General features: G+C 74.7%; 20 protein-coding genes. 3 read left to right on the forward strand and 17 right to left on the reverse strand.

Annotated features, from left to right (window positions below; genetic code table 11):
- Positions 1–63: 63 nt before the first annotated feature.
- The 12 genes from MA879_RS06850 to MA879_RS06905 form a co-directional block, all read right to left on the reverse strand.
- Positions 64–918, reverse strand: a complete 855-nt coding sequence (locus MA879_RS06850; RefSeq protein ID WP_248124451.1) for a hypothetical protein — start codon at positions 916–918, stop codon at positions 64–66.
- Positions 908–3,172 carry a bifunctional copper resistance protein CopD/cytochrome c oxidase assembly protein gene (locus tag MA879_RS06855; RefSeq protein ID WP_418001226.1) on the reverse strand — a complete coding sequence of 755 codons (2,265 nt, stop codon included), beginning with the start codon at positions 3,170–3,172 and terminating at the stop codon, positions 908–910. The genes MA879_RS06850 and MA879_RS06855 overlap by 11 nt, the downstream gene beginning before the upstream one ends.
- 53 nt (positions 3,173–3,225) lie before the next feature.
- Positions 3,226–4,653 (reverse strand): Dyp-type peroxidase, encoded by a 1,428-nt coding sequence (locus tag MA879_RS06860; protein ID WP_248124369.1) that lies wholly within the window; start codon positions 4,651–4,653, stop codon positions 3,226–3,228.
- A complete protein-coding gene (locus MA879_RS06865) occupies positions 4,640–5,296 on the reverse strand; it encodes a copper chaperone PCu(A)C (RefSeq protein ID WP_248124372.1) in 657 nt (218 codons plus the stop codon). The genes MA879_RS06860 and MA879_RS06865 overlap by 14 nt, the downstream gene beginning before the upstream one ends.
- A 115-nt stretch (positions 5,297–5,411) precedes the next feature.
- The gene (locus tag MA879_RS06870) at positions 5,412–6,089 is read right to left on the reverse strand and encodes a copper resistance CopC family protein (protein ID WP_248124373.1); all 678 of its coding nucleotides are present in this window, start codon (positions 6,087–6,089) and stop codon (positions 5,412–5,414) included.
- Positions 6,090–6,173: 84 nt separating this feature from the next.
- Entirely contained in the window at positions 6,174–6,839 is a 666-nt protein-coding gene (locus MA879_RS06875) for a hypothetical protein (protein ID WP_248124375.1), read from the reverse strand.
- Positions 6,840–7,019: 180 nt separating this feature from the next.
- The gene (locus MA879_RS06880; RefSeq protein ID WP_248124376.1) at positions 7,020–7,301 is read right to left on the reverse strand and encodes an HU family DNA-binding protein; all 282 of its coding nucleotides are present in this window, start codon (positions 7,299–7,301) and stop codon (positions 7,020–7,022) included.
- A gap of 235 nt (positions 7,302–7,536) precedes the next feature.
- Positions 7,537–7,842, reverse strand: a complete 306-nt coding sequence (gene rpsN, locus MA879_RS06885) for a 30S ribosomal protein S14 (RefSeq protein WP_248124377.1) — start codon at positions 7,840–7,842, stop codon at positions 7,537–7,539.
- 1 nt (position 7,843) lies between these two features.
- Positions 7,844–8,011, reverse strand: a complete 168-nt coding sequence (gene rpmG / locus MA879_RS06890; protein ID WP_002858336.1) for a 50S ribosomal protein L33 — start codon at positions 8,009–8,011, stop codon at positions 7,844–7,846.
- Between the two features lies 1 nt (position 8,012).
- Positions 8,013–8,249: a 50S ribosomal protein L28 gene (gene rpmB, locus MA879_RS06895; RefSeq protein WP_135029921.1), complete on the reverse strand. Its 237-nt coding sequence runs from the start codon at positions 8,247–8,249 to the stop codon at positions 8,013–8,015.
- A 354-nt stretch (positions 8,250–8,603) separates the two neighbouring features.
- The gene (locus MA879_RS06900) at positions 8,604–9,119 is read right to left on the reverse strand and encodes a MarR family winged helix-turn-helix transcriptional regulator (RefSeq protein WP_248124380.1); all 516 of its coding nucleotides are present in this window, start codon (positions 9,117–9,119) and stop codon (positions 8,604–8,606) included.
- A gap of 188 nt (positions 9,120–9,307) precedes the next feature.
- Complete coding sequence (locus tag MA879_RS06905; RefSeq protein ID WP_248124383.1) at positions 9,308–10,045, reverse strand: VIT1/CCC1 transporter family protein; 738 nt, start codon at positions 10,043–10,045, stop codon at positions 9,308–9,310.
- A gap of 172 nt (positions 10,046–10,217) precedes the next feature.
- Here MA879_RS06905 and MA879_RS06910 point away from each other — a divergent pair, with 172 nt between their 5' ends.
- Both MA879_RS06910 and MA879_RS06915 read left to right on the forward strand, forming a co-directional pair.
- The gene (locus MA879_RS06910) at positions 10,218–11,483 is read left to right on the forward strand and encodes an NRAMP family divalent metal transporter (protein ID WP_248124385.1); all 1,266 of its coding nucleotides are present in this window, start codon (positions 10,218–10,220) and stop codon (positions 11,481–11,483) included.
- A gap of 2 nt (positions 11,484–11,485) precedes the next feature.
- Positions 11,486–12,274: a putative hydro-lyase gene (locus MA879_RS06915; RefSeq protein WP_248124386.1), complete on the forward strand. Its 789-nt coding sequence runs from the start codon at positions 11,486–11,488 to the stop codon at positions 12,272–12,274.
- Between the two features lie 127 nt (positions 12,275–12,401).
- On the opposite strand, the gene MA879_RS06920 is transcribed toward MA879_RS06915, so the two are convergent.
- From MA879_RS06920 to MA879_RS06940, 5 genes are all read right to left on the reverse strand, one after another.
- On the reverse strand, positions 12,402–13,070 hold the full coding sequence (locus MA879_RS06920) for a GntR family transcriptional regulator (protein WP_248124388.1): 669 nt from the start codon (positions 13,068–13,070) through the stop codon (positions 12,402–12,404).
- Positions 13,067–14,839, reverse strand: coding sequence for an ATP-binding protein (locus MA879_RS06925; protein ID WP_248124390.1), 1,773 nt, complete (start codon positions 14,837–14,839; stop codon positions 13,067–13,069). The genes MA879_RS06920 and MA879_RS06925 overlap by 4 nt, the downstream gene beginning before the upstream one ends.
- A complete protein-coding gene (locus tag MA879_RS06930) occupies positions 14,836–16,524 on the reverse strand; it encodes a 5-oxoprolinase subunit B/C family protein (protein ID WP_248124393.1) in 1,689 nt (562 codons plus the stop codon). Before MA879_RS06930 ends, MA879_RS06925 begins: the two co-directional genes overlap by 4 nt.
- Positions 16,521–17,288 (reverse strand): LamB/YcsF family protein, encoded by a 768-nt coding sequence (locus tag MA879_RS06935; protein ID WP_248124396.1) that lies wholly within the window; start codon positions 17,286–17,288, stop codon positions 16,521–16,523. The genes MA879_RS06930 and MA879_RS06935 overlap by 4 nt, the downstream gene beginning before the upstream one ends.
- A gap of 200 nt (positions 17,289–17,488) precedes the next feature.
- Positions 17,489–18,640, reverse strand: coding sequence for a glutathione S-transferase family protein (locus MA879_RS06940; protein WP_248124398.1), 1,152 nt, complete (start codon positions 18,638–18,640; stop codon positions 17,489–17,491).
- Positions 18,641–18,652: 12 nt separating this feature from the next.
- Between MA879_RS06940 and MA879_RS06945 the strand changes: the two genes are divergently transcribed.
- Positions 18,653–19,468, forward strand: a complete 816-nt coding sequence (locus tag MA879_RS06945) for an MBL fold metallo-hydrolase (protein WP_248124401.1) — start codon at positions 18,653–18,655, stop codon at positions 19,466–19,468.
- Positions 19,469–19,540 lie beyond the last annotated feature (72 nt).

Raw genomic sequence — 19,540 nt, forward strand, 5'->3', positions numbered from 1 at the left:
CGCCGGGTCCGCTCCGGGCGGACGGGGCGCGTCACACGGTGTCCCCTCCCCCGGGCCGGGGCGTCAGCCCGCGGTCGGCGCCTGCAGGGCGGCGGCGAGCATCTCCTCGGCCATGAGGGTGAACTGGCGCTCGGCGGCCTGCGGCTGGCCCGTGAAGGACACCATGACCACGTGGTCCCCGGCCACGGCGGTGAGGATCTGCGCCGCGGAGGCGGGCGCGACCTGCCCCTGCGGCGTGCGCGTGTACACGTACCCGGACTGCGCGGGCGTGCCCTCGGAGAGGTCCGCCTCCCGCATCCGCAGGGTGTACGTGGCGGTCTCGCCGTCCTCCCGGGAGGTGACCTCCATGGTGCCGCAGTCGGCGAGCAGCGCGCCCACGGTCTGCACGTGCTCCTCCACGCGCAAGCGCCCCTCGCCGTCGAGCGCGGCGACTTCCACGGTGCCCGTGCCGGCGAACGTGTCCGCGCCGACGTCCACGCGCGTGACCTCCTCCTGGTCCAGCAGGATCGGTGAGAAGTCCAGGGCGGCCAGCGGCGCCTTGCACGCGGCCGGCTGCACCTCGATCCGCCCGCCGTCCGTGGCGCGGGAGCGGGCGTCCTGCCGGGCCCGCTCCACCTCCGGCGCGGAGGCCGCGCCCTGCCGAGTGAAGCCGAACGTGGCCGCGCGCGCGGCGGCGGCCTCGGCGCGGACCTGGTCCGGCCGGTCGCCCAGCTCGAGCGCGCCCGGGAGGCCGGCGGCCGACGACGGCGTCCCCGCCTGCTGCGCCCCCGCCGGCTCCTCCTGGGCGGAGCAGCCGGCCAGGGTCAGCACGGCGACGCCGGCCGCCACCACGAGGACCCTCGCCCGGGCCCGGTCACGACGGTGCGGGTGGTCCGGCCGACCGGGGGCGCGGGCAGGGACGCGGGCGTCAGCGGTCATGGTCACGGTGGGCCTCCTGGGCGGCGGCGGTCGGGTGGTTCATGGCGGCGTACATCTCGTTCCAGCGGTGCAGCTCGGCGTCGCCGTCGCGGTCCGCCTTGCGGTCCAGGCGGACGGCCGCCTTGCGGTCGCTGCGGTACCAGAGGACGGCCACGGTGACCGCCATGAGCACCGTGGGGAACTCGCCGATGCCCCACATGACGGCGCCGCCGATCCGCTGGTCCTCCAGCGCGGAGGGGCCCCACTCCCGGCCGAGGTTGCCGAACCAGGAGGCCTGCAGCAGTCCGGTGGATCCGGTCATGGCGACACCGATGAAGGCGTGGAAGACCATGGTGGCCAGCAGCAGCACCAGCCGCAGCGGGTAGGCGGGCCGGCTGGGCAGCGGATCGACGCCCACCATGACGGTGGCGAAGATGAAGCCGGTGAGCAGGAAGTGGACGTTCATGAACTCGTGGCCCAGGTGGTACTCGAGCGAGAACCGGAAGAAGTCCGTGTAGTAGAACACCAGGATCGAGCCGGCGAAGTTCACGCCCGCCACGATCGGGTGCGTGATGAACGCGCTCCACGGGGAGTGCACGATCCACAGGATCCACTCGCGGGGGCCGCGGGTGCCGTCCGTGCGGGCGGGCAGGGCGCGCAGGGCCAACGTGATCGGCGCGCCCATCACCAGGAACAGCGGGATGATCATGGTGAGGACCATGTGCCCCACCATGTGGGCGCTGAACAGCACCATGCCGTACACCGCGGGGGCGCCGGACGTGGCCCAGGTGAGCAGGGCGAGACCGCCCAGCCAGGACACGGTCCGGGCCACGGGCCAGCCGTCCCCGCGGCGGTGCAGCCGCCACGCGGAGCGCACATACCAGAGGGCCAGGAACGCCACGATCGCCACCCACAGCCAGTCGAAGCGCCACGAGGTGATCCAGCGGACGCCCGTGAGCTCGGGGGGCAGGTCGTAGCCGGTGAGGATGCGGGCGGGGGTGGCGTCCGGGGCGAGCTCCTCGGGCACGGGCGGGGCCGTGCGGGCCAGGACGGAGGACACGCCCATCACCGCCGCCATGACCAGGGCCTCCCCTGCGATCAGCTGCCACAGCAGACGGCGCGCGGGGGCCGGGCTTTCCTCGACCGGGGTCCGGGCGCCCGCCCCGGCCGGCGCAGCGGTCCCCGCCAAGCGCGGGATGATCCAGCGGCGGTGCAGCAGTCCGATGCCGCCGAGGAGCAGCACCGCGCCGGCCTTGGCGAGCACGAGGAGGCCGTACGGGCTGAGCAGCTGGGCCGGGTCGTCCATGCGGACGGACGCGTTCACCAGCCCGGACAGCGCGACCGTCACCAGGCCGAGGCCGGCGAGGACGGAGTACCGGCTGAGCGCGGTGTGCAGCAGCGGTGCCGGCCCCTGGCGGCGCTGGGTGGCGCCGCGGCCCTGGGCGCCGTTGGGGCCCACGAGGGTGTCGGAGACCGCCACGAGCACGAGCAGCCCGCCGACCCACACGACCACGCCGAGCAGGTGCAGGCCGATCGAGTTGACGGCGCCGAAGTGGTCGTCCCCGCCGGCCGCGTGGCCGATCAGCGCGAGGGGGACCAGGCCCAGCATGGCCAGGATGCCCGTCCAGAACAGGCCGGTGTGGGAGCGCACGGCGATCACCAGCGTGGTGACCACGGCCGCCACCACGGTCACCCAGAACCAGGCCTGCCCCACGGAGATGTCGAGCGTGTAGGCCATCAGGCCCGCGGTGAACTCGGGCCCCGCCGTCACGGGGATGCCGGCCAGGTCCGAGTAGGACAGGACGCCGACCGCCATCGCCGCGAGCGTCCACACGCCCGCGGCCACGGCGGCGACCTGCATGGTCCGGCGGAACGCGGGGTGCTCGGGCAGCACCTCTTCGTCCCGCGCGGCCTGCTCCCGCTCGCGCTTCGACTGGTGCCAGCGCTCGGTGCCGGCCGCGTGCGGGGGCAGGATGCCGGCGGCGAAGATCAGCGCGCCGATGGTCATGGCCATCGCGGTGTTGTTGACGGCCTTGCCCACGGGCACGCCCCAGCGCGTGAGCGCGCCCGGGTCGGACAGGGTCCGGGGGGCGACGATCCCCGTCACCCATGCCGCCATGACCAGCGCCAGCACGCCGACGACGGCGGCCGCTACGCCCACCGCCCGGGGCACGCCGCGGCGCACGTCGGTCCGGGAGCCGCTCGGGGTGGACGGGGTGGCGGCGCCGCGCCCGGGGCGCGGGGTCGTGACGGAGGTGGCGGGCATGGGGTCCATTCTCCCATCGCGGGGGCGGGACCCGGGGCGCTCTGACGGCGCCCCGGGCGGGGTCAGGCGAAGAGGGCCTCGCGCACGAAGCCGCCCTCGGCGCAGCCGGACGGGACGGCGAACACCGCGGAGCCCACCGGGCGGGTCCAGATGTTCAGGTGGTCGGACTCGGCGAGCCGGGTCTGGACGGGCACGAACTGCCGGTCCACGTCCGCCTGGAAGGCGGCGAAGATCAGGCCTGCGCCCGTGCCGGAGGCGCCCGCGCCGTCGTCGTAGTTGTAGTTGTAGCTCCGGCGGAGCATCCCGTACTCGGGGGTGTCCATGCGGGCCCGGCGCAGGTGGGAGATGTCCGAGATGACGGGCAGGCCCGTGGGGCCCTTCGCGGAGAAGTCCGGGGCGTCGTTCTCGTGCTCGCCCGTCAGGGGCGCGCCCGAGCCCAGGCGCCGGCCGATCACCTTCTCCTTCGCGGGGCGGTCCAGCTCGTCCCACGTGTCCATCACCATGTCGATCCGGCGGATCACCAGGGAGGCGCCGTCCGCGATCCAGGGCGAGATGCCGGCGGCCTCGGCCTCCGGTCCCGCGCCCCACACGATCCGCTCGAGCGCCGGCGATCCGGCCTGGGGGTTGGCGGTGCCGTCCACCTGGCCGAACAGGTTGCGCATGGTGGTGCCGGTGGGGTGGGCGCCGCGCGCGGCACGGAAGCCCTCCTGCACCCAGCGCACCCCGGCGAAGGGCCGGGCCACCTTGCCCAGCATCCGCCGGGCGTGGGCCACGGAGATCCGGTCGTCGCCGCAGATCTGCAGGAGCAGGTCCCCGTGGGACCAGCGGTCCTCGAGCGCGTCGATCGGCTGGAACGCCGGCAGCGGGCCCAGCCAGTCCGGGGCACGATCCGGGGCCACCCGGGCCACGAGCTCCGGGCCGAACCCGAACGTCACGGTGAGCCGGGCGGGCGCGGCGGCGAGCTCGGGCTCGGTGTCCGCGAGCGTGGCGCGCCCCTGGGTGAGGCGGGCGGCGTCGTCGGTGAGCAGGCGCAGCAGGGCCTCGATCCGCTCCCGGTCCGTCTCCGGACGCAGGTCCAGGGCGAGGAACACGGCGTGGGTCTGCGCGGGCGTGTCGATCCCGGCCTGACGGGGCCCGAAGAACGGCACCGTGTCCGTGCCCACGGGCGAGCTGACGGCCACGCGGGAGGCCTCTCCGCCGGGCTCGGCCCAGCCGGCCCGGCCGACCTCCCCCTCGATCCCCGTGTCCTCCATGACGCCGGACGGCGAGGGGTCGGAGGAGGGGGCGGGCCCGCCCGGGGCGGGGGCCGCCTGCGCGGCCCCCGCCCCGTAGCCGAGCGCCCTGCCGAGCAGCCCGCCGCCGGCCGCGCCGAGGCCGAACAGGAGGCCGCGGCGCGAGGGCCCGGCGGCGGGGTCACCGCCGTCGGGATCGCTCCCCGCCGGCGTGCCCTGGGTCCGGTCGTGTGCCGGGTCGGGGTCAGTGGTCCCCATGGTCACCCTCCATGGCGTCGGAGGCCTCGCCGCCGTGGTAGGACTCGTTGGCGCCGGTGAACGGGCGGGCCCCCGAGGTGATCTCGACGACGTCCCCGTCCTCGGTCTCGAGGGTGTAGGTGACCTCGTCGCCGGGCTGGACCGGCTCGGTCAGCCCCATCAGCATCACGTGGTTGCCGCCGGGGGCCAGCTCGAGGGTCTCGCCGGCCGGCACGGTGAAGCCGTCCGGGGCCTGCTGCATGAGCATCTGGCCGTCCTCGTCCGGCACCATCTCGTGCAGCTCCACGCGGTCGGTGAGCGAGGAGGTCACGGACACGACGCGCACGTCCTGGTCCGAGGTGTTCTCGAGGACCCCGAACGAGCCGGTCATCTCGCCGTCCGTCGCCTTGGTCCACGGGTCCGTCATGGTCAGGGGGGCCTCGTCCGCGGCCTCGGAGGACGCGTCAGCGCCGGTGGGCTCAGCCGACGACGACGCGGCCGCGGAGGAGGCCGCCGAGGCGGCGGACGAGACCGCGCTCGAGGCCGCTGAGACCGGCGCGGACTCGCCGGCCCCGGCGCACGCGGTGAGGCCGAGGGCGCCGGCCGCCAGCACGGCGGCGAGGGACAGACGGCGCGGAGACAGGAGGGTGTTCTGGGTGGTCATGGTGTGTGTCCTTTGTCCGCAGGGGCGGGGCGGTGGGCGGCGCGGCCCGTCGAGGGCCTGCACCGGGAAGGGACCGCGACCCGCGGTGTCAGAAGAGGGAGCGGAGCAGTGCCGCTCAGCGGTGGTCGAGGGCGCGCGCCTTGCGGCCCAGCGCGGCGAACCCCACGCCGATCACGGCCAGGCCCGCCAGGCCCGCGGCCCACACCCAGCCGGGCACGGCCGGCCCGGCCGCGTCCTGGGCGTCCGTGGTGGCCGGGTCGGCCGCCCCGGAGGGAGCCGGGGCGGCGTCGCCGTCGTCGGCACCCGGGGCCACCGCGGGGCTCGGATCCGCGGTCGCGGCGTCGGCCGGGGCGCCGGCGGCGGCCACGCCGCAGCCGGACGGAGCGGTCCCCGGGGCCGGGGCCTGCGGGTCCTCCACCGTGAACTCGAGCGAGCGCTCCTCGGAGTGCCCGTCGGAGTAGACGACGCGGTACGCCACGTCGTACTCCCCGCGGGGCAGGTCCGCGCACAGCGGCGCGGTGAGGGCGGGCCCGTCCACGGTGGCCGGGCCGTCCTGCCACTGATGGCCGGCGGCATCCGTCACCTGCACGAGGCTCTGGATCCCCTGGCCGTCGATCAGCTCGCCGGAGAACGTGAGGGTCACGGTCTGCGGGGCCTCGGTCAGGGCGGCGCCGTCCGCGGGGACGGCCTCGATCAGCTCGTCGTGAGCGGCGGCCGGGCCGGCCGCCGCCGCGACCGTCGCGGTGGCGGCGCAGGCGGCCAGGGCGATGTGCAGGGGGTGCTGCTGGGGCATGGGATCCTCCCCGGCCCGGTCCGGCGGATGCCGGCAGGCCGAGTCGCTGGGGCGGGGGCGCGCGGACGGCCGCGCCCGAGGGCGTCAGGCCGCGAGGACGAGGGCGGGCGGGCCGCGCCGACCCGGGGTGCCGAGGACCAGCAGCGGACCGACGGGATGCAGGACGCGCAGCGCCGGAAGACGGAGGGGCCGCGCGGGGACCGCGGGCCCGGTGAGGAGGAACGCGAGGAGGCGCAGCACCGGCACGGCCGCGAGGGCCTGCCCGGCCGCCGCGGCCAGGACCCGCTCGCCGTGACGGAGTACCGCCGCCGTCAGCAGCGCGGCCGCCGCGTGCGCGGCCAACATGCCGGCCCCGTGCCCGTGCACCGCCGCGGCGTTCGCGCTGACGGCCAGGGCCGGACCGGAGTTCGCGGCGAGGTGGCCCACGTGCGCGGGATCCACCCCGGCGGCCACGTACACCGTGTGCGCCCCGCCAGCCACGGCGTACAGCGAGTGGAAGATCCCCTGCGCCGCCAGGACGGCCAGGAGGGTGCGCCACGGGGAGAGGGTGCGTCCGGCCAGGGCGGTGGTCACGGGCGCGGCCAGCACCGTGGCGAAGGCCATCAGGGCCACCGGGGGCAGAGGGCCGCCGGCGGCCGCGGAGTGGGAGGCCGCGGCGAGCACCGTCATCACGGCGGCACCGGCGACGCCGCGAGCCAGTCGGGCCGGCCCGGCCAGGGCGCGGGAGGGCGGCGGGGTCATGGGGACCATGCGTTCCTCCTCGGTTCGGCGGGCGGCGGACGGACGCGGATCGGCGTCGTCGCCTGCGGGAGGCCAGTCTACTCGTCCCGCCCGTGCCGCCGACCCCGGGGACGACGACGGGCGCCCCGCCTCACCAGGAGGCGGAGCGCCCGAGGCGCGGACGGACGGCCGGGGCCGACCGGAGTCGGATCACTCGGAGGCGGCGGCCTTGAGCTTGGAGCCGGCGGTCACCTTCACGGAGTAGCCCGCGGGGATGGTGATCTCCTCGCCGGTGCGGGGGTTGCGGCCGGTGCGCTCCTTGCGCTCGGTGCGCTCCACGGCCAGCCAGCCGGGGATGGAGACCTTCTCGCCCTTCTTCACCTGGGCGGACAGCGACTCGAGGAGGGCGTCCAGCACGTCCGACACGGCGGACTGGGTGTTGCCGGAGCGCTCAGCGACGGCGGCGACGAGTTCCTTGCGGTTCATGGCCATGGTTCCTTCCTGAAGACATCGGTGACAGGCGTCCGGGCCGGTGCCGGACCGGACTTCCAGGTGCGAACGTACCACCTGCACTCCCGACGCGCCCCATCCCCTCCGCGTGATTCCGCGAATTCTCAGCCTTCCATACGGCCGGCGTCCGCCTCGGACGACGACGACGGCCCCCTCCGATCTCTCGGAGGGGGCCGTGCGGTCGACCGGTGTCAGCGCCCGCGAGGCGGGCGAGTCGTCACCAGGAGGACTTGGTCACGCCGGGCAGCTCGCCGCGGTGCGCCATCTCGCGGAAGCGCACACGGGAGATGCCGAAGCGCTGGAAGGTGCCGCGCGGACGGCCGTCGATGGCGTCGCGGTTGCGCACGCGCACCGGGGAGGCGTCGCGGGGCAGCTTCTGCAGGCCCACGCGGGCGGCCTCGCGGGCCTCGTCGGTCGCGTTCGGGTCGACCAGGGTCTTCTTGAGCTCGGCGCGCTTCTCGGCGTTGCGGGCCACGATGACCTTGCGCTGCTCGTTCTTGGCGATCATGGACTTCTTGGCCATGTCAGCGCTCCTCTCGGAAATCGACGTGCTTGCGGACCACCGGGTCGTACTTCTTGAGAGTGATGCGATCCGGGTTGTTGCGGCGGTTCTTGCGGGTCACGTAGGTGAACCCGGTGCCGGCGGTGGACTTCAGCTTGATGATCGGACGAACGTCCTTGTCCTTGGCCATGTCAGAGCTTCACTCCCTTCGAGATGAGGTCGGCGACGACCGCGTCGATGCCGCGCACGTCGATGGTCTTGATGCCCTTGGCGGACAGCGTCAGCGTGACGTTGCGGCGCAGGGAGGGCACCCAGTACGTCTTCTTCTGGATGTTCGGGTCGAACCGGCGCTTCGTGCGGCGGTGCGAGTGGGAGATGCTGTGGCCGAAACCCGGCCCAGCCCCGGTCACCTGGCAATGTGCTGCCATGATCACTCCTCGTGGCAAGTAGTAGTAAAAGGACGGGCGGAACCCGCATGGCGGCATGCCGTGGACGCGCGGAGGCCTCCACGGGCAGCCTGTGAGCCCCGCCCCGGGTGTGTGCACCGCACTCTTACTGCGACTTCTCGAAAAAGGTGAACCAGGCTGGGTGAGAGCCAACCGAAGTGCCTTACAGATCGCTGGTGTGGACGGTGAGCCCCGGCCGGTCCGTGAGGACGCGGCCGGGATCCGGTCTGCGGGAGCGTGTCGCCTTTCCGACCCGCGAGCCCTCCGGCGAAACGCCGAGGGGCACGGGAACGACGCGCGTGCGCCGTTCCATGGTACGCGAGCGGAGGGTGCCGATCAACTCGGGACGTCGGACTCGCGGCCCTGGTCCACCCACTGCACATACCAGTGCTCCGGGCGCAGCCCCCGCAGGAGCTTGAGGCTCAGACGCGCGTACTCCGCATGCTCCTCTGGAGTGAGATGCCCGAGGAAGGCCTCGTCCCTGAGCCGGCGGTAGGGGGCCTCGGCGGCCTCGAAGCGCACCAGTCCCTCCGGCGTCACCCCCACGAGGGTCACGCGCGCATCGTCCGGAGAGGTGCGGCGGGTGACCCAGCCGCGCCCCTCGAGACGGCGCACCACGTGCGAGAGGCGGGAGAGGGAGGAGTCCACGAGGTGGGCCACCTGACTCATGGGCACCTCATCCGGCTGCCGACGCAGCGTGGCCAGCAGCTGGAACTCGAAGGGCGTGACCCCTCCCCTGCGGTGCATGTCGGCCTCGATGCGGGAGGTGAGGACGTTGGCCACCTGGATGGCGGCGATCCACGAACTCCCCCACGGACTCCACGGCCCCGCGAGGCCCTCACGGGACCCCATGTCGGGCGGCGGAATGCTGCCGCGCTGCACTTCCTGGTCCTGCTCTGTCCGAGCGTCATGATTCATGCCCGACATCGTGGCAGGTCAGCACGGGGTTCGCGAGTCGACGCGGACACTCCGTGATGAGACGCTCGCCACCCCGCCCACCCTGGCGGAGGGCCGGCGCCGCGCTGACGGCCTCGGCGAGGTCAGGCGACGCCGGTGCCCAGCAGGCTCCCGACGCCGAACGTGAGGGCCAGCGCCAGGGCGCCGCCCACCACCACACGGACCATGGCACGCACGGCCGGCGCGTTCCCCAGGGAGGCCCCGAGGTAGCCCGTGATCGCGAGCGCGACCAGGGTCACGCCGAAGGTGACGGGCACCCGCACCTCCACTGGGGCGAGCAGGATCGCCAGGAACGGCAGGAGCGCGCCCGCGAGGAACGCGGCGAAGGAGGCGCCGGCGGCCGCCCACGGGCTCACCACGTCCTCCTCGTCCATGCCGAGCTCCATGCGCAGGTGGGCCCCGAGCGCGTCCTTGGCCGTGAGCTCCCGGGCCACGGTCTCGGCCGTGGGGCGGGAGAGCCCCTCGGCCTGATAGAGCGCGGTGAGCTCCTCCAGCTCGCCCTCGGGGTCCTCCGCGAGCTCACCACGCTCCGTGGCGATCAGCGCCTTCTGCGAGTCGGAGGAGGAGGACACGGAGACGTACTCCCCCAGGGCCATGGACACGGCGCCGCCGACGACGGCGGCCGTGCCCGCGAGCAGGACGGGGGTCACGGCTGTGGTGGCGCCGGCCACGCCGACCACGGTGGCGGCGACGGAGACGATGCCGTCATTGGCCCCGAGCACGCCGGCGCGCAGCCAGTTCAGGCGGGCGTTGAGGCCGGAGGAGGAGTGAGGCTCGACAGGGTCGGACAGGGGGGCGGGGACCGGGGCTGAGGAGGACATGCGCTCATCCTGCGCCGCCCTCCGGGGGACCCGCCACGAAGGTGAGGCGACCCTCAACCCCTCCTGACGTTGAACAGTATTGCCCTGATTGTTGAACAAGCGCTACTGTGCCCTGTGCGCCTCGTGACGCCCGTCACCTCGTACGGCGCCCCCGCCGGAAGGTGATCTCCCCATGTCCCACGCTGACTCCGCGCAGCCGTCCTCGCCCCCCGCCGAGGGCCCCGGCCGCGACGCCTCCTCCACGAGCCGCCGGACCGCCCTCCTCGGCGCCATGTTCCTCATGGCGACCTCCGCGATCGGCCCCGGCTTCATCACCCAGACCTCGACGTTCACGATCCAGCTGGGCGCCGCGTTCGCGCTCGCGATCCTGGTCTCGATCGTCATCGACATCGCCGTCCAGATGAACGTGTGGCGCGTGATCGGCGTCGCCGGCCTGCGCGCCCAGGAGCTGGCCAACCGCCTGGTGCCCGGCCTGGGCTGGCTGCTGGCGGGCCTCGTGTTCATCGGCGGCATGGTGTTCAACATCGGCAACATCGCCGGTACGGGCCTGGGCCTGAACGCCATGCTCGGCGCCGACGCCCTGATCGGCGGCGCGGTCTCCGCGTTGATCGCCATCGCGATCTTCCTGTCCAAGCGGGCCGGCGCGGCCCTGGACCGCATCGTCGTGCTCCTCGGCGCCGTGATGATCGGCCTGATGGTCTACGTGGCGGTCGTCTCGAGGCCCCCGGTGGGCGACGCCCTCGTGCAGTCGGTCAACGTCGGCAACCTGGACTCGGCCATGTTCCTGGCTCTGGCCACCCTGGTGGGCGGCACCGTGGGCGGCTACATCACCTACGCCGGCGCGCACCGCATGGTCGACTCCGGCGTGAAGGGCGTCGACGACGTCCAGCAGATCACCACCAGCTCCGTCGCCTCCATCCTGGTGACCGGCCTGATGCGCGCGCTGCTGTTCCTGGCGATCCTCGGCGTCGTCGCCTCCGGCGCGGACCTGGGCACCACCAACCAGGCCGCGAACGCCTTCCAGGCCGCCGCCGGCGAGGTCGGCCTGCGCATGTTCGGCGTGGTCTTCTGGGCCGCCGCGCTCACCTCGGTGATCGGCGCGTCCTACACCTCCGTCTCCTTCATCACGACATCGACGACGTCTGCCCGCACCCGCAACATGCTCACCGTGGCGTTCATCGTGGTGTGCGCCGTGCTGTACCTGGTGCTGCGCCAGGCCCCGACCACCCTGCTGGTGTTCGCGGGCGCCTTCAACGCGCTGATCCTGCCCGTCGGCTTCGCCGTGCTGCTGATCGTGGCCGCCTTCCGCCGCGACCTGCTGGGCGGCTACCGCTACCCCACGTGGCTGATCGTGGTGGGTGTGCTCGCGTGGCTGCTCTCCGTGTTCATCGCCGTCCGTGCGATCGGCCCGATGATCGCGCTCTTCACGGGCGCCTGAGCATGACCTCGCCCCTGACGGGGTCCACCGGCCCGGCCGAGGCGCGCGAGCGCTTCCGTGCCGGGCTGGTGCGTCCCACCGCCGGGATCGCCGACGGCTGCGCCCAGGCGAACCTGATGATCGTGCCTCAGGAGTCCGCGTTCGACGTCCTGCTCTTCGCCCAGCGCAACCCCAAGGCCCTGCCGCTGCTCGGGGTGCTGGAGGCCGGCCAGGTGTCCGGTCCGGCCCTGGCCGGGGACGTCCGCACGGACGCCCCGCAGTACGTGGTGTACCGGGACGGCGTGGAGGTCGAGCGGCCCACGGACGTGACCCACGTGTGGCGGGACGACCTGGTGACCTTCCTGATCGGCTGCTCGTTCACGTTCGAGTCGGCGCTCGTGGCCGAGGGCATCCGCATGGCCCACCAGGACGCCGGCGTGAACGTGCCGATGTACCGCACCACGCGGCGGTGCGAGCCGGCCGGGCGGCTCTCCGGGCCGCTCGTGGTGTCCATGCGCCCGATCCCCGCGGACCGGGTGGCCGACGCCGTGCGGATCACCTCCCGCTACCCCGCCGTGCACGGGGCCCCGGTGCACGTGGGCGATCCGGCCGCCCTGGGCATCCAGGACCTGTCCGCGCCGGACTTCGGCGACGCCGTCGAGGTCCCCGACGGGCACCTGCCGGTGTTCTGGGCGTGCGGGGTGACCCCGCAGGCGGCGGTCATGGAGTCCCGGCCGCCGCTGGCGATCAGCCACGCCCCCGGCCACATGCTCATCACGGACCTGCCGGACCGGATGTTCCAGATCCCATGACCGGGGCCTCCCCCGGCTGGCCCTCACCCGGCTGGCCCGGTCGCCGGACGCCTCACGTCGTGCCCACCCTGGGCGCAGTACTGCCACGTAGACGCAGGTCTAGGTGGCAGTAGTGCGCCCAGGCGGCTCAGGCCGGGGCGTCCGAGGCCTGCGCCGCGGCCGAGCCGTCCAGATGCTGGAGGACGAACGCCTCCGCCTCCTCCAGGTAGTCGCCGAACATGGCGCGCACGGCGGGCAGGTCCCCGGCCAGCAGCCGCTCCACGATCCACCGGTTGCGGTCCGCGAAGAGCGCATGCAGGCGGGTCTGCTCGTCCAGCGGGTGGAAGGCCAGGCGGGTGCGGGCCAGCACGGAGGACATCACGCGGGTCAGCTCCGGGGAGGCGGCCAGGTCCGTGATGCCCAGGTGGGTGAGGTGGTTGGCGTCGCCGAGGCGGCGCGGGGAAGGGGCGTCGTCGAGGATCTGGGCGGCCCGCTCGAGGCGGGCGACGGCGGCCGGTGTGAGCCAGCCCTGCTCCAGTGCGCCGAGCTGCAGGATCCGGCGCATCCGGTAGAGCCCGCGCACGGTGTCCGCGTCCGGGGCCGCGACGAACACGCCGCGGTGCGGGCGGCGGACCACCAGCCCCTCCCCGGCGAGCGCCGTGAACGCCTCGCGGAGACTGTTGCGGCTCACGCCGAGCTCAGCGGCCAGGGCCATCTCGCCGAGGCGCTCGCCGGGGACCAGCCCTGCCGAGGCGATCCGCCGCCGCAGCTCCTCCGCGGCCCGGGCGACCGCCGAGCCCTCCCCCGCCGCGCTCACCGGATCGTGCCGATGACCTGCCCACGGGTCACGGACGCGGGCGTCGGACCCACGGCGTGCTCCAGCCGACCCGCGCGCGCGGCCCGGATCGGGGTCTCCATCTTCATCGCCTCCACGATCGCGATCGTGTCATCTTCAGCCACCTGCGCGCCATCGTCGGCCTTCCATGACGCCAGGGTGCCGGTCACGGGGGAGGCGACGGCGCCCTCCTCCTCGGCGGGGACGTCGGCCTCGGCCGGGCCGGACGCGGTGCCCGCTCCCCCGCCGCCCAGCAGGGCGGCGTGCAGGTCGGCGGGCAGGCCCAGGCGCACGGCACGGCCGTCCAGCTCCACCGTGAGGGTGGTGCGGCCGCCGGCGGGCACCGCGGCGCCCAGGTACGGGGAGGCGGCCAGGGGCGCGGCGAACTCGGACTCGATCCACGTGGTGTAGACCCCGAGCGCCTCGGACGAGGTGAAGGCGTCCTCCTCGAGCACGGCACGGTGGAACGGCACCACGGTGGGCACGCCCTCGATCCGCAGCTCGGCCAGGGCGTCCCGCGCGCGGGCGATCGCCTGGGCGCGGTCCTCGCCGCGCACGATCAGCTTGGCCAGCAGGGAGTCGTACTCGCCGGGCACCACGGAGCCGGTGCGCACGCCGGTGTCCACCCGCACACCGGGGCCGGTGGGGGCCTCGAACGCCTCCACGGGGCCGGGCACGGGCAGGAAGCCGTGCGCCGGGTCCTCCGCGTTGAGGCGGAACTCGAGAGCGTGGCCGCGCGGGGTCGGGTCCTCGGGGATGCTGAGGGCCTCGCCCGCGGCGATCCGGAACTGCTCTCGCACGAGGTCCACACCGAACACCTCCTCGGTGACGGGGTGCTCCACCTGGAGGCGGGTGTTGACCTCGAGGAAGGAGATCAGCCCGTCCGGGGCCACGAGGTACTCCACGGTGCCGGCGCCGGTGTAGCCGGCGGCGCGGCAGATCGCACGCGCGGAGGCGTGGATGCGCTCCCGCTGCTCGTCCGTGAGGAACGGTGCGGGCGCCTCCTCCACGAGCTTCTGATTGCGGCGCTGGAGCGAGCAGTCGCGGGTGCCCAGGACGGCCACGGTGCCATGCTCGTCCGCGAGCACCTGCGCCTCCACGTGGCGCGGCCGGTCCAGGAACCGCTCCACGAAGCACTCGCCGCGGCCGAACGCGGCCACGGCCTCGCGGGTGGCGGCCTCGAAGGCGTCCTCCACGTCCGCCATCTCCCGGACCACCTTGATGCCGCGGCCGCCGCCGCCGAAGGCCGCCTTGATTGCGATCGGCAGGCCATGCTCCTCGGCGAACGCCCGCGCGGACGCGGCGTCCGGGACGGGGCCGTCCGACCCCGGCACCAGCGGGGCGCCGGCCTCCTGGGCGATCGAGCGGGCGGTGATCTTGTCCCCCAGAGACCGGATGGCCTCCGGGGACGGCCCGATCCACGTGAGGCCGGCGTCGGTCACGGCCTGGGCGAAGTCCGCGTTCTCGGACAGGAACCCGTAGCCGGGATGCACGGCGTCCGCGCCGGCGCGGCGGGCCACCTCGATCAGGGCGTCGATCCGCAGGTAGGTCTCCGCGGAGGACGCGCCGGGCAGGTGGTGGGCCTCGTCGGCCACGGCCACGTGCATCGCGTCCGCGTCCGGGTCGGAGTAGACCGCGATCGAGGCGATCCCGTGGTCGCGGCACGCGCGCGCCACGCGGACGGCGATCTCGCCGCGGTTGGCGATCAGGACCCGGGTGACGGGGCGGGCGGCGGGGGTGGCGGTGCTCATGCGGGGGACTCCTGGTCGGGGCGGGCGGCGGGAACGGGGTGCAGGACGAAGCGGACCTTCGCCCCCGGGGGCAGCTGAGCGGCCAGGCCCAGGTCCTCACGCGCGACGACGCCGATCACCGGGTAGCCGCCCGTCACGGGGTGGTCGGCGAGGAACAGCACGGGCTCGCCGGAGGGCGGGACCTGCAGGGCGCCGCGCACGGCGCCCTCCGAGGCCAGCTCGCCGGACTGCACGCGCTCGAGCGGGGCGCCGCCGTCGGGGGCGGTCAGGCGCACGCCGATCCGGTCCGTCTGCTGGCTCACCTCCCAGTCCTGGGTGGACAGGCGCGCAAGCCCGGCGTCGCCGAACCAGTCGTCGCGGGGCCCGGGGACCACGCGCAGCACGGCGACGTCCCCGGCGGCCGGGGTGGGCCGCAGGGCGGGCTCGGGGTCGCCCACCATCACGACGCCGGCGCCGCGGTCCTCGGCGGCCACGCGCCGGGGCAGCGCCTGGCCGGCGGTGAGCGGGCCGGGGCCGAGGCCCGAGAGCGTGTCCGCGGCGCGGCTGCCGAGGGTCTGGGGCAGGTCGATCCCGCCGCGCAGCGCCACGTAGGTGCGCAGCCCGGCGGCGGGCTCGTCCACGGTCAGGGTGTGCCCGTCCAGCAGCGCGAACGGGGCGCGGGCGGCCACGGGGTGCGCGGCGCCGTCGGGGGCCGTCACCGTGCCGGTGGCCTCGGCGCCGGCCAGGGCCAGGACCTGGTCCCCCCGCGCGGTGAGCGCGAGCCCGCCGAGGACGGTCTCGACGACGGCCTCGGCCGGTCCGTTGCCCACAAGGCGGTTGGCCTGGCGGGCGGCGTCGCGGTCGGCGGACCCGGAGGCCACCACGCCCAGGTCGCCCAGGCCGGAGCGGCCGAGGTCCTGCGGCAGGGACAGCAGGCCGGGGTCGGCGACCACGAGCCCGGGGGCGGCGGCGTCCGCGGTGGGCGCGGCGGCGTCGTGGGCGTCAGCGGCGGCCTCGGACTCGGCCGGGACCGACAGCGTGGCGGAGGCGCGCACGGGCACGTACCGGACGCGGTCCCCGGGAGCCAGCAGGGCCGGCTGCTCGCGGGACAGGTCCCACATCGGCTGGGCGGTGCGGCCCAGCAGCTGCCAGCCGCCGGGCGAGACGCGCGGGTACACCGCGGAGAACTCCCCGGCCACGGCCACGGCGCCGGCCGGCACCGCGGTGCGCGGGGAGTCGCGGCGGGACACGTCGAACGGCGGGACGTCCGCGGTGCAGTACATGAACCCGGGGGCGAAGCCGCCGAACGCGGCGAACCACTCTGCCTCGGAGTGGGCGCGGATCACCCCGTCCACCCCGAGCCCGGTGAGCTCGCCGACGGCGGCGAGGTCCTCGCCGTCGTAGACCACCTCGACCTCCACGGTCCGGCCGGAGCCGGCGTCATGGGCGTCCGGCACGAGGGTGCTGATGCGGGCGGCGGCGTGCTCGGCGGCGGCCTCCGAGGTGAAGGTCGCGAGCACGGTGCGCGCGGCGGCGATCAGCTGGCGCTGGCCGCGCTCGGGGCGGGCGGTCAGGTGCGCGTGGAGCCGCATGACGTCGGCGAGGTCCGGGCACTCCACGAGGAAGCCGCGGGTGCCGGTCCAGCGGATCGTGCGGGCGGGGGCGGGACCGCCTTCGGCGGACCGAGCCGGGGTCAGGGCGCTCATGCGAAGGGCGCGATCGTCACGCCGGCGTCCTCGAGGGCGCGACGCACGGCCGCGGCCATCGAGACCGCACCGGGGGTGTCCCCGTGCACGCAGATGCTCTCGGCGGCCACACGGACGTCCGAACCGTCCACCGCGGTGACCACGCCCTCCGTGGCCAGGCGGACCATGCGGGCGGCCACCTCATCCTCGTCGTGCAGGACGGCGCCCGGCTCGCGGCGGGACACCAGGGTGCCCTCGGGGGTGTAGCCGCGGTCCGCGAAGGCCTCGGCCACGCCGCGCAGGCCGGCCTCCTCCGCCTTCTCCAGGGCGATCGAGCCGGGGAGCAGCAGCACGGGCAGATCCGCGCCGAACGCCGCGATGCCGTCGATCACGGCCTGGGCGTGCGCCTCGTGGTGGACGATCGTGTTGTAGAGCGCACCATGCGGCTTCACATAGCGGACGGTGGCGCCCGCCGCCCCCGCAAGCGCCTCGAGGGCCCCGATCTGGTAGAGGACGTCGTCGGCCAGCTCGGTGGGCGTGCAGTCCAGGAAGCGGCGGCCGAAGCCGGCGAGGTCGCGGTAGCCCACGTGCGCGCCGATCGTGACCCCGGCGGCGACCGCATCACGGCAGGTCTGGGCGATCCCCGAGGGATCGCCCGCGTGGAAGCCGCACGCGACGTTGGCGGAGGAGACGGAGGGCATGATGGCGGCGTCGTCCCCCATCGTCCACGAGCCGAAGGACTCGCCGACGTCGGAGTTCAGGTCGATCTGCGGCGCGTGAGACACAGTGGAGTCCTCTCGGATCGGGCCCGGCTGAGGTGCCGGTCACACAATCTTGAGGCATGAGGGGGGATTGTTCAACAATCCTCGGCGCGCCCTCCTGGCGCTCACCCGGCCCGCGCGGCAACGCGGGTTGAGTTATCGCGGGTGTCCGAGCCCCGGGCCCGCGATAACTCAACCCGCGTTGCGGGCCCGGCCGAGCGACGTCAGCGCAGCGGCGTGTGCTCCGGGTCCACGCGCTCGCCCTCGCGCACGGGCCCGGGTGCGGTACCGCCGCCCCACGGGTCCCCGCCGAACGCCTCACGCCCGTGCTCGCTCAGCCAGCTCGCCAGCTCCGGGCCGGCGGGCACGATGCCCGTCGGGTTGATGTCCTCGTGCACCACGTAGTAGTGCTCCTTGATCTGGGCGAAGTCGATCGTGTCGCCGAAGCCCGGGGTCTGAAACAGGTCGCGCGCGTAGCCCCACAGCGCCGGCATCTCGGTCAGCCTGTTCCGGTTGCACTTGAAGTGCCCGTGGTACACGGGGTCGAACCGCACCAGCGTGGTGAACAGCCGCACGTCGGCCTCGGTGATCCGCTCCCCCATCAGGAAGCGGCGCGTCGTCAGGCGCTCCTCGAGCCAGTCCATCGCGGCCCACAGCCGCTCGTACGCGGCGTCGTACGCCTCCTGCGAGCCCGCGAAGCCGCACCGGTACACGCCGTTGTTCACCTCGGTGAACACGCGCTCGATCACCTCGAACATCTCGTCCCGCTCCGGCCCGGCGTCGGGGATCAGCTGCGGGGCGCCGTCGCGGTGGAACGCGGTCCACTCCGTCGAGAGGTCGAGGGTGATCTGCGGGTAGTCGTTGGTCACGACGCCGCCCGTCGGCACGTCGACGATCGCCGGCACCGTGATGCCCCGCGGGTAGTCGGGGAACCGCGTGAAGTAGTTCTCCTGGATCCGCTCGGTGCCGAGCACGGGGTCCTTCCCGCCCTCGTCGAGGTCGAAGGTCCAGGAGCGCTCGTCGTGGGTCGGTCCCGGGGTGCCCAGCGAGATCGCGTCCTCCAGGCCGAGCAGGCGCCGCACGATGATCGTCCGGTTCGCCCACGGGCACGCCCGCGCCGCCACGAGCCGGTAGCGGCCCGCCTCGACGGGCCACGCCTCGGCCCCCTCGGTGAGCCCGCCGCCCACGCGGCCGACCGTGGACGGCTCGGCCGCGGGCAGGGCCCGCACAGCCTCCGGGTCCGCCACGATCCGGTCCGCGATGTAGTTCGTGTCCCGCGTGAACTCCGCCCCGGACTGCACGTAGTTGCCCGTGAGTCCCTCGCGCGTGTCGATGGTGCCGCGGTCCGCGGCCTGGCCGGTCTGCTGGTTCTCCATACACTCGAGCCTATGACGACGACCCCCGCCACACCCGGCCTCACGCCCGCCCCGCTGGTGCGCTGCGTGACCGCCCGGAACCCCTCCCCGATGACCCTCGCGGGCACCAACACGTACGTGGTCGCCGCACCGGACTCGGACGCGGCCGTCGTGGTGGACCCGGGCCCGGAGGACGACGTCGCCGCCCACCTCGAGCGCGTCCGCGCGGCGGCCGAGGGGCGCCGGATCGCGCTCATCCTGGTGACGCACCGGCACTCCGACCACACCGGCGGGGTGGACGCGTTCCACGCGGCCACGGGCGCCCCCGTGCGCGCCGCGGACCCGGACTGGTGCCGCGGCGGGGCCGCCGTCCTGACGCCGGACGAACGGATCGACGTCGCCGGCACCCCGGTGCTGGCGTGGCACACCCCGGGCCACACCTCGGACTCCTACTCGTTCGCCGTCCCGGACGCGGGGGCGCACGGCGCCGTGCTCACGGGGGACACGATCCTCGGTGAGGGGACCACCATGCTGGACCACCCGGACGGCACCCTGGCCGACTACCTCGACTCGCTCGAGCGGCTCGCGGCCGCCGGGCCCCTCACCGTGCTGCCCGCGCACGGGCCCGTGCCGGCGCCGCTGGAGACGATCGCCGGCGAGTACCTCGACCACCGCGAGGGCCGCCTGGCCCAGATCGAGCGCATCCTGGAGGACCTGCCCGAGGACGACGCCGACGCGCTCACCCCCGCCGAGCTCGTCCCCCTGGTCTACCCGGGGCTCGAGGGCCCCGTGGGGCAGGTGGCCGAGCAGGTCATGGCCTCGCACCTGGCGTACCTGCGGGAGGGCTGAGACCCAGGGAACGGGGACGGGGCCGCCCGGTCGACACGCACCACTCCGCCCGGCCGACGTTCTTCCGCGTGG

It is taken from the genome of Micrococcus lacusdianchii, assembly GCF_023155805.1.
Lineage (GTDB): Bacteria > Actinomycetota > Actinomycetes > Actinomycetales > Micrococcaceae > Micrococcus > Micrococcus lacusdianchii.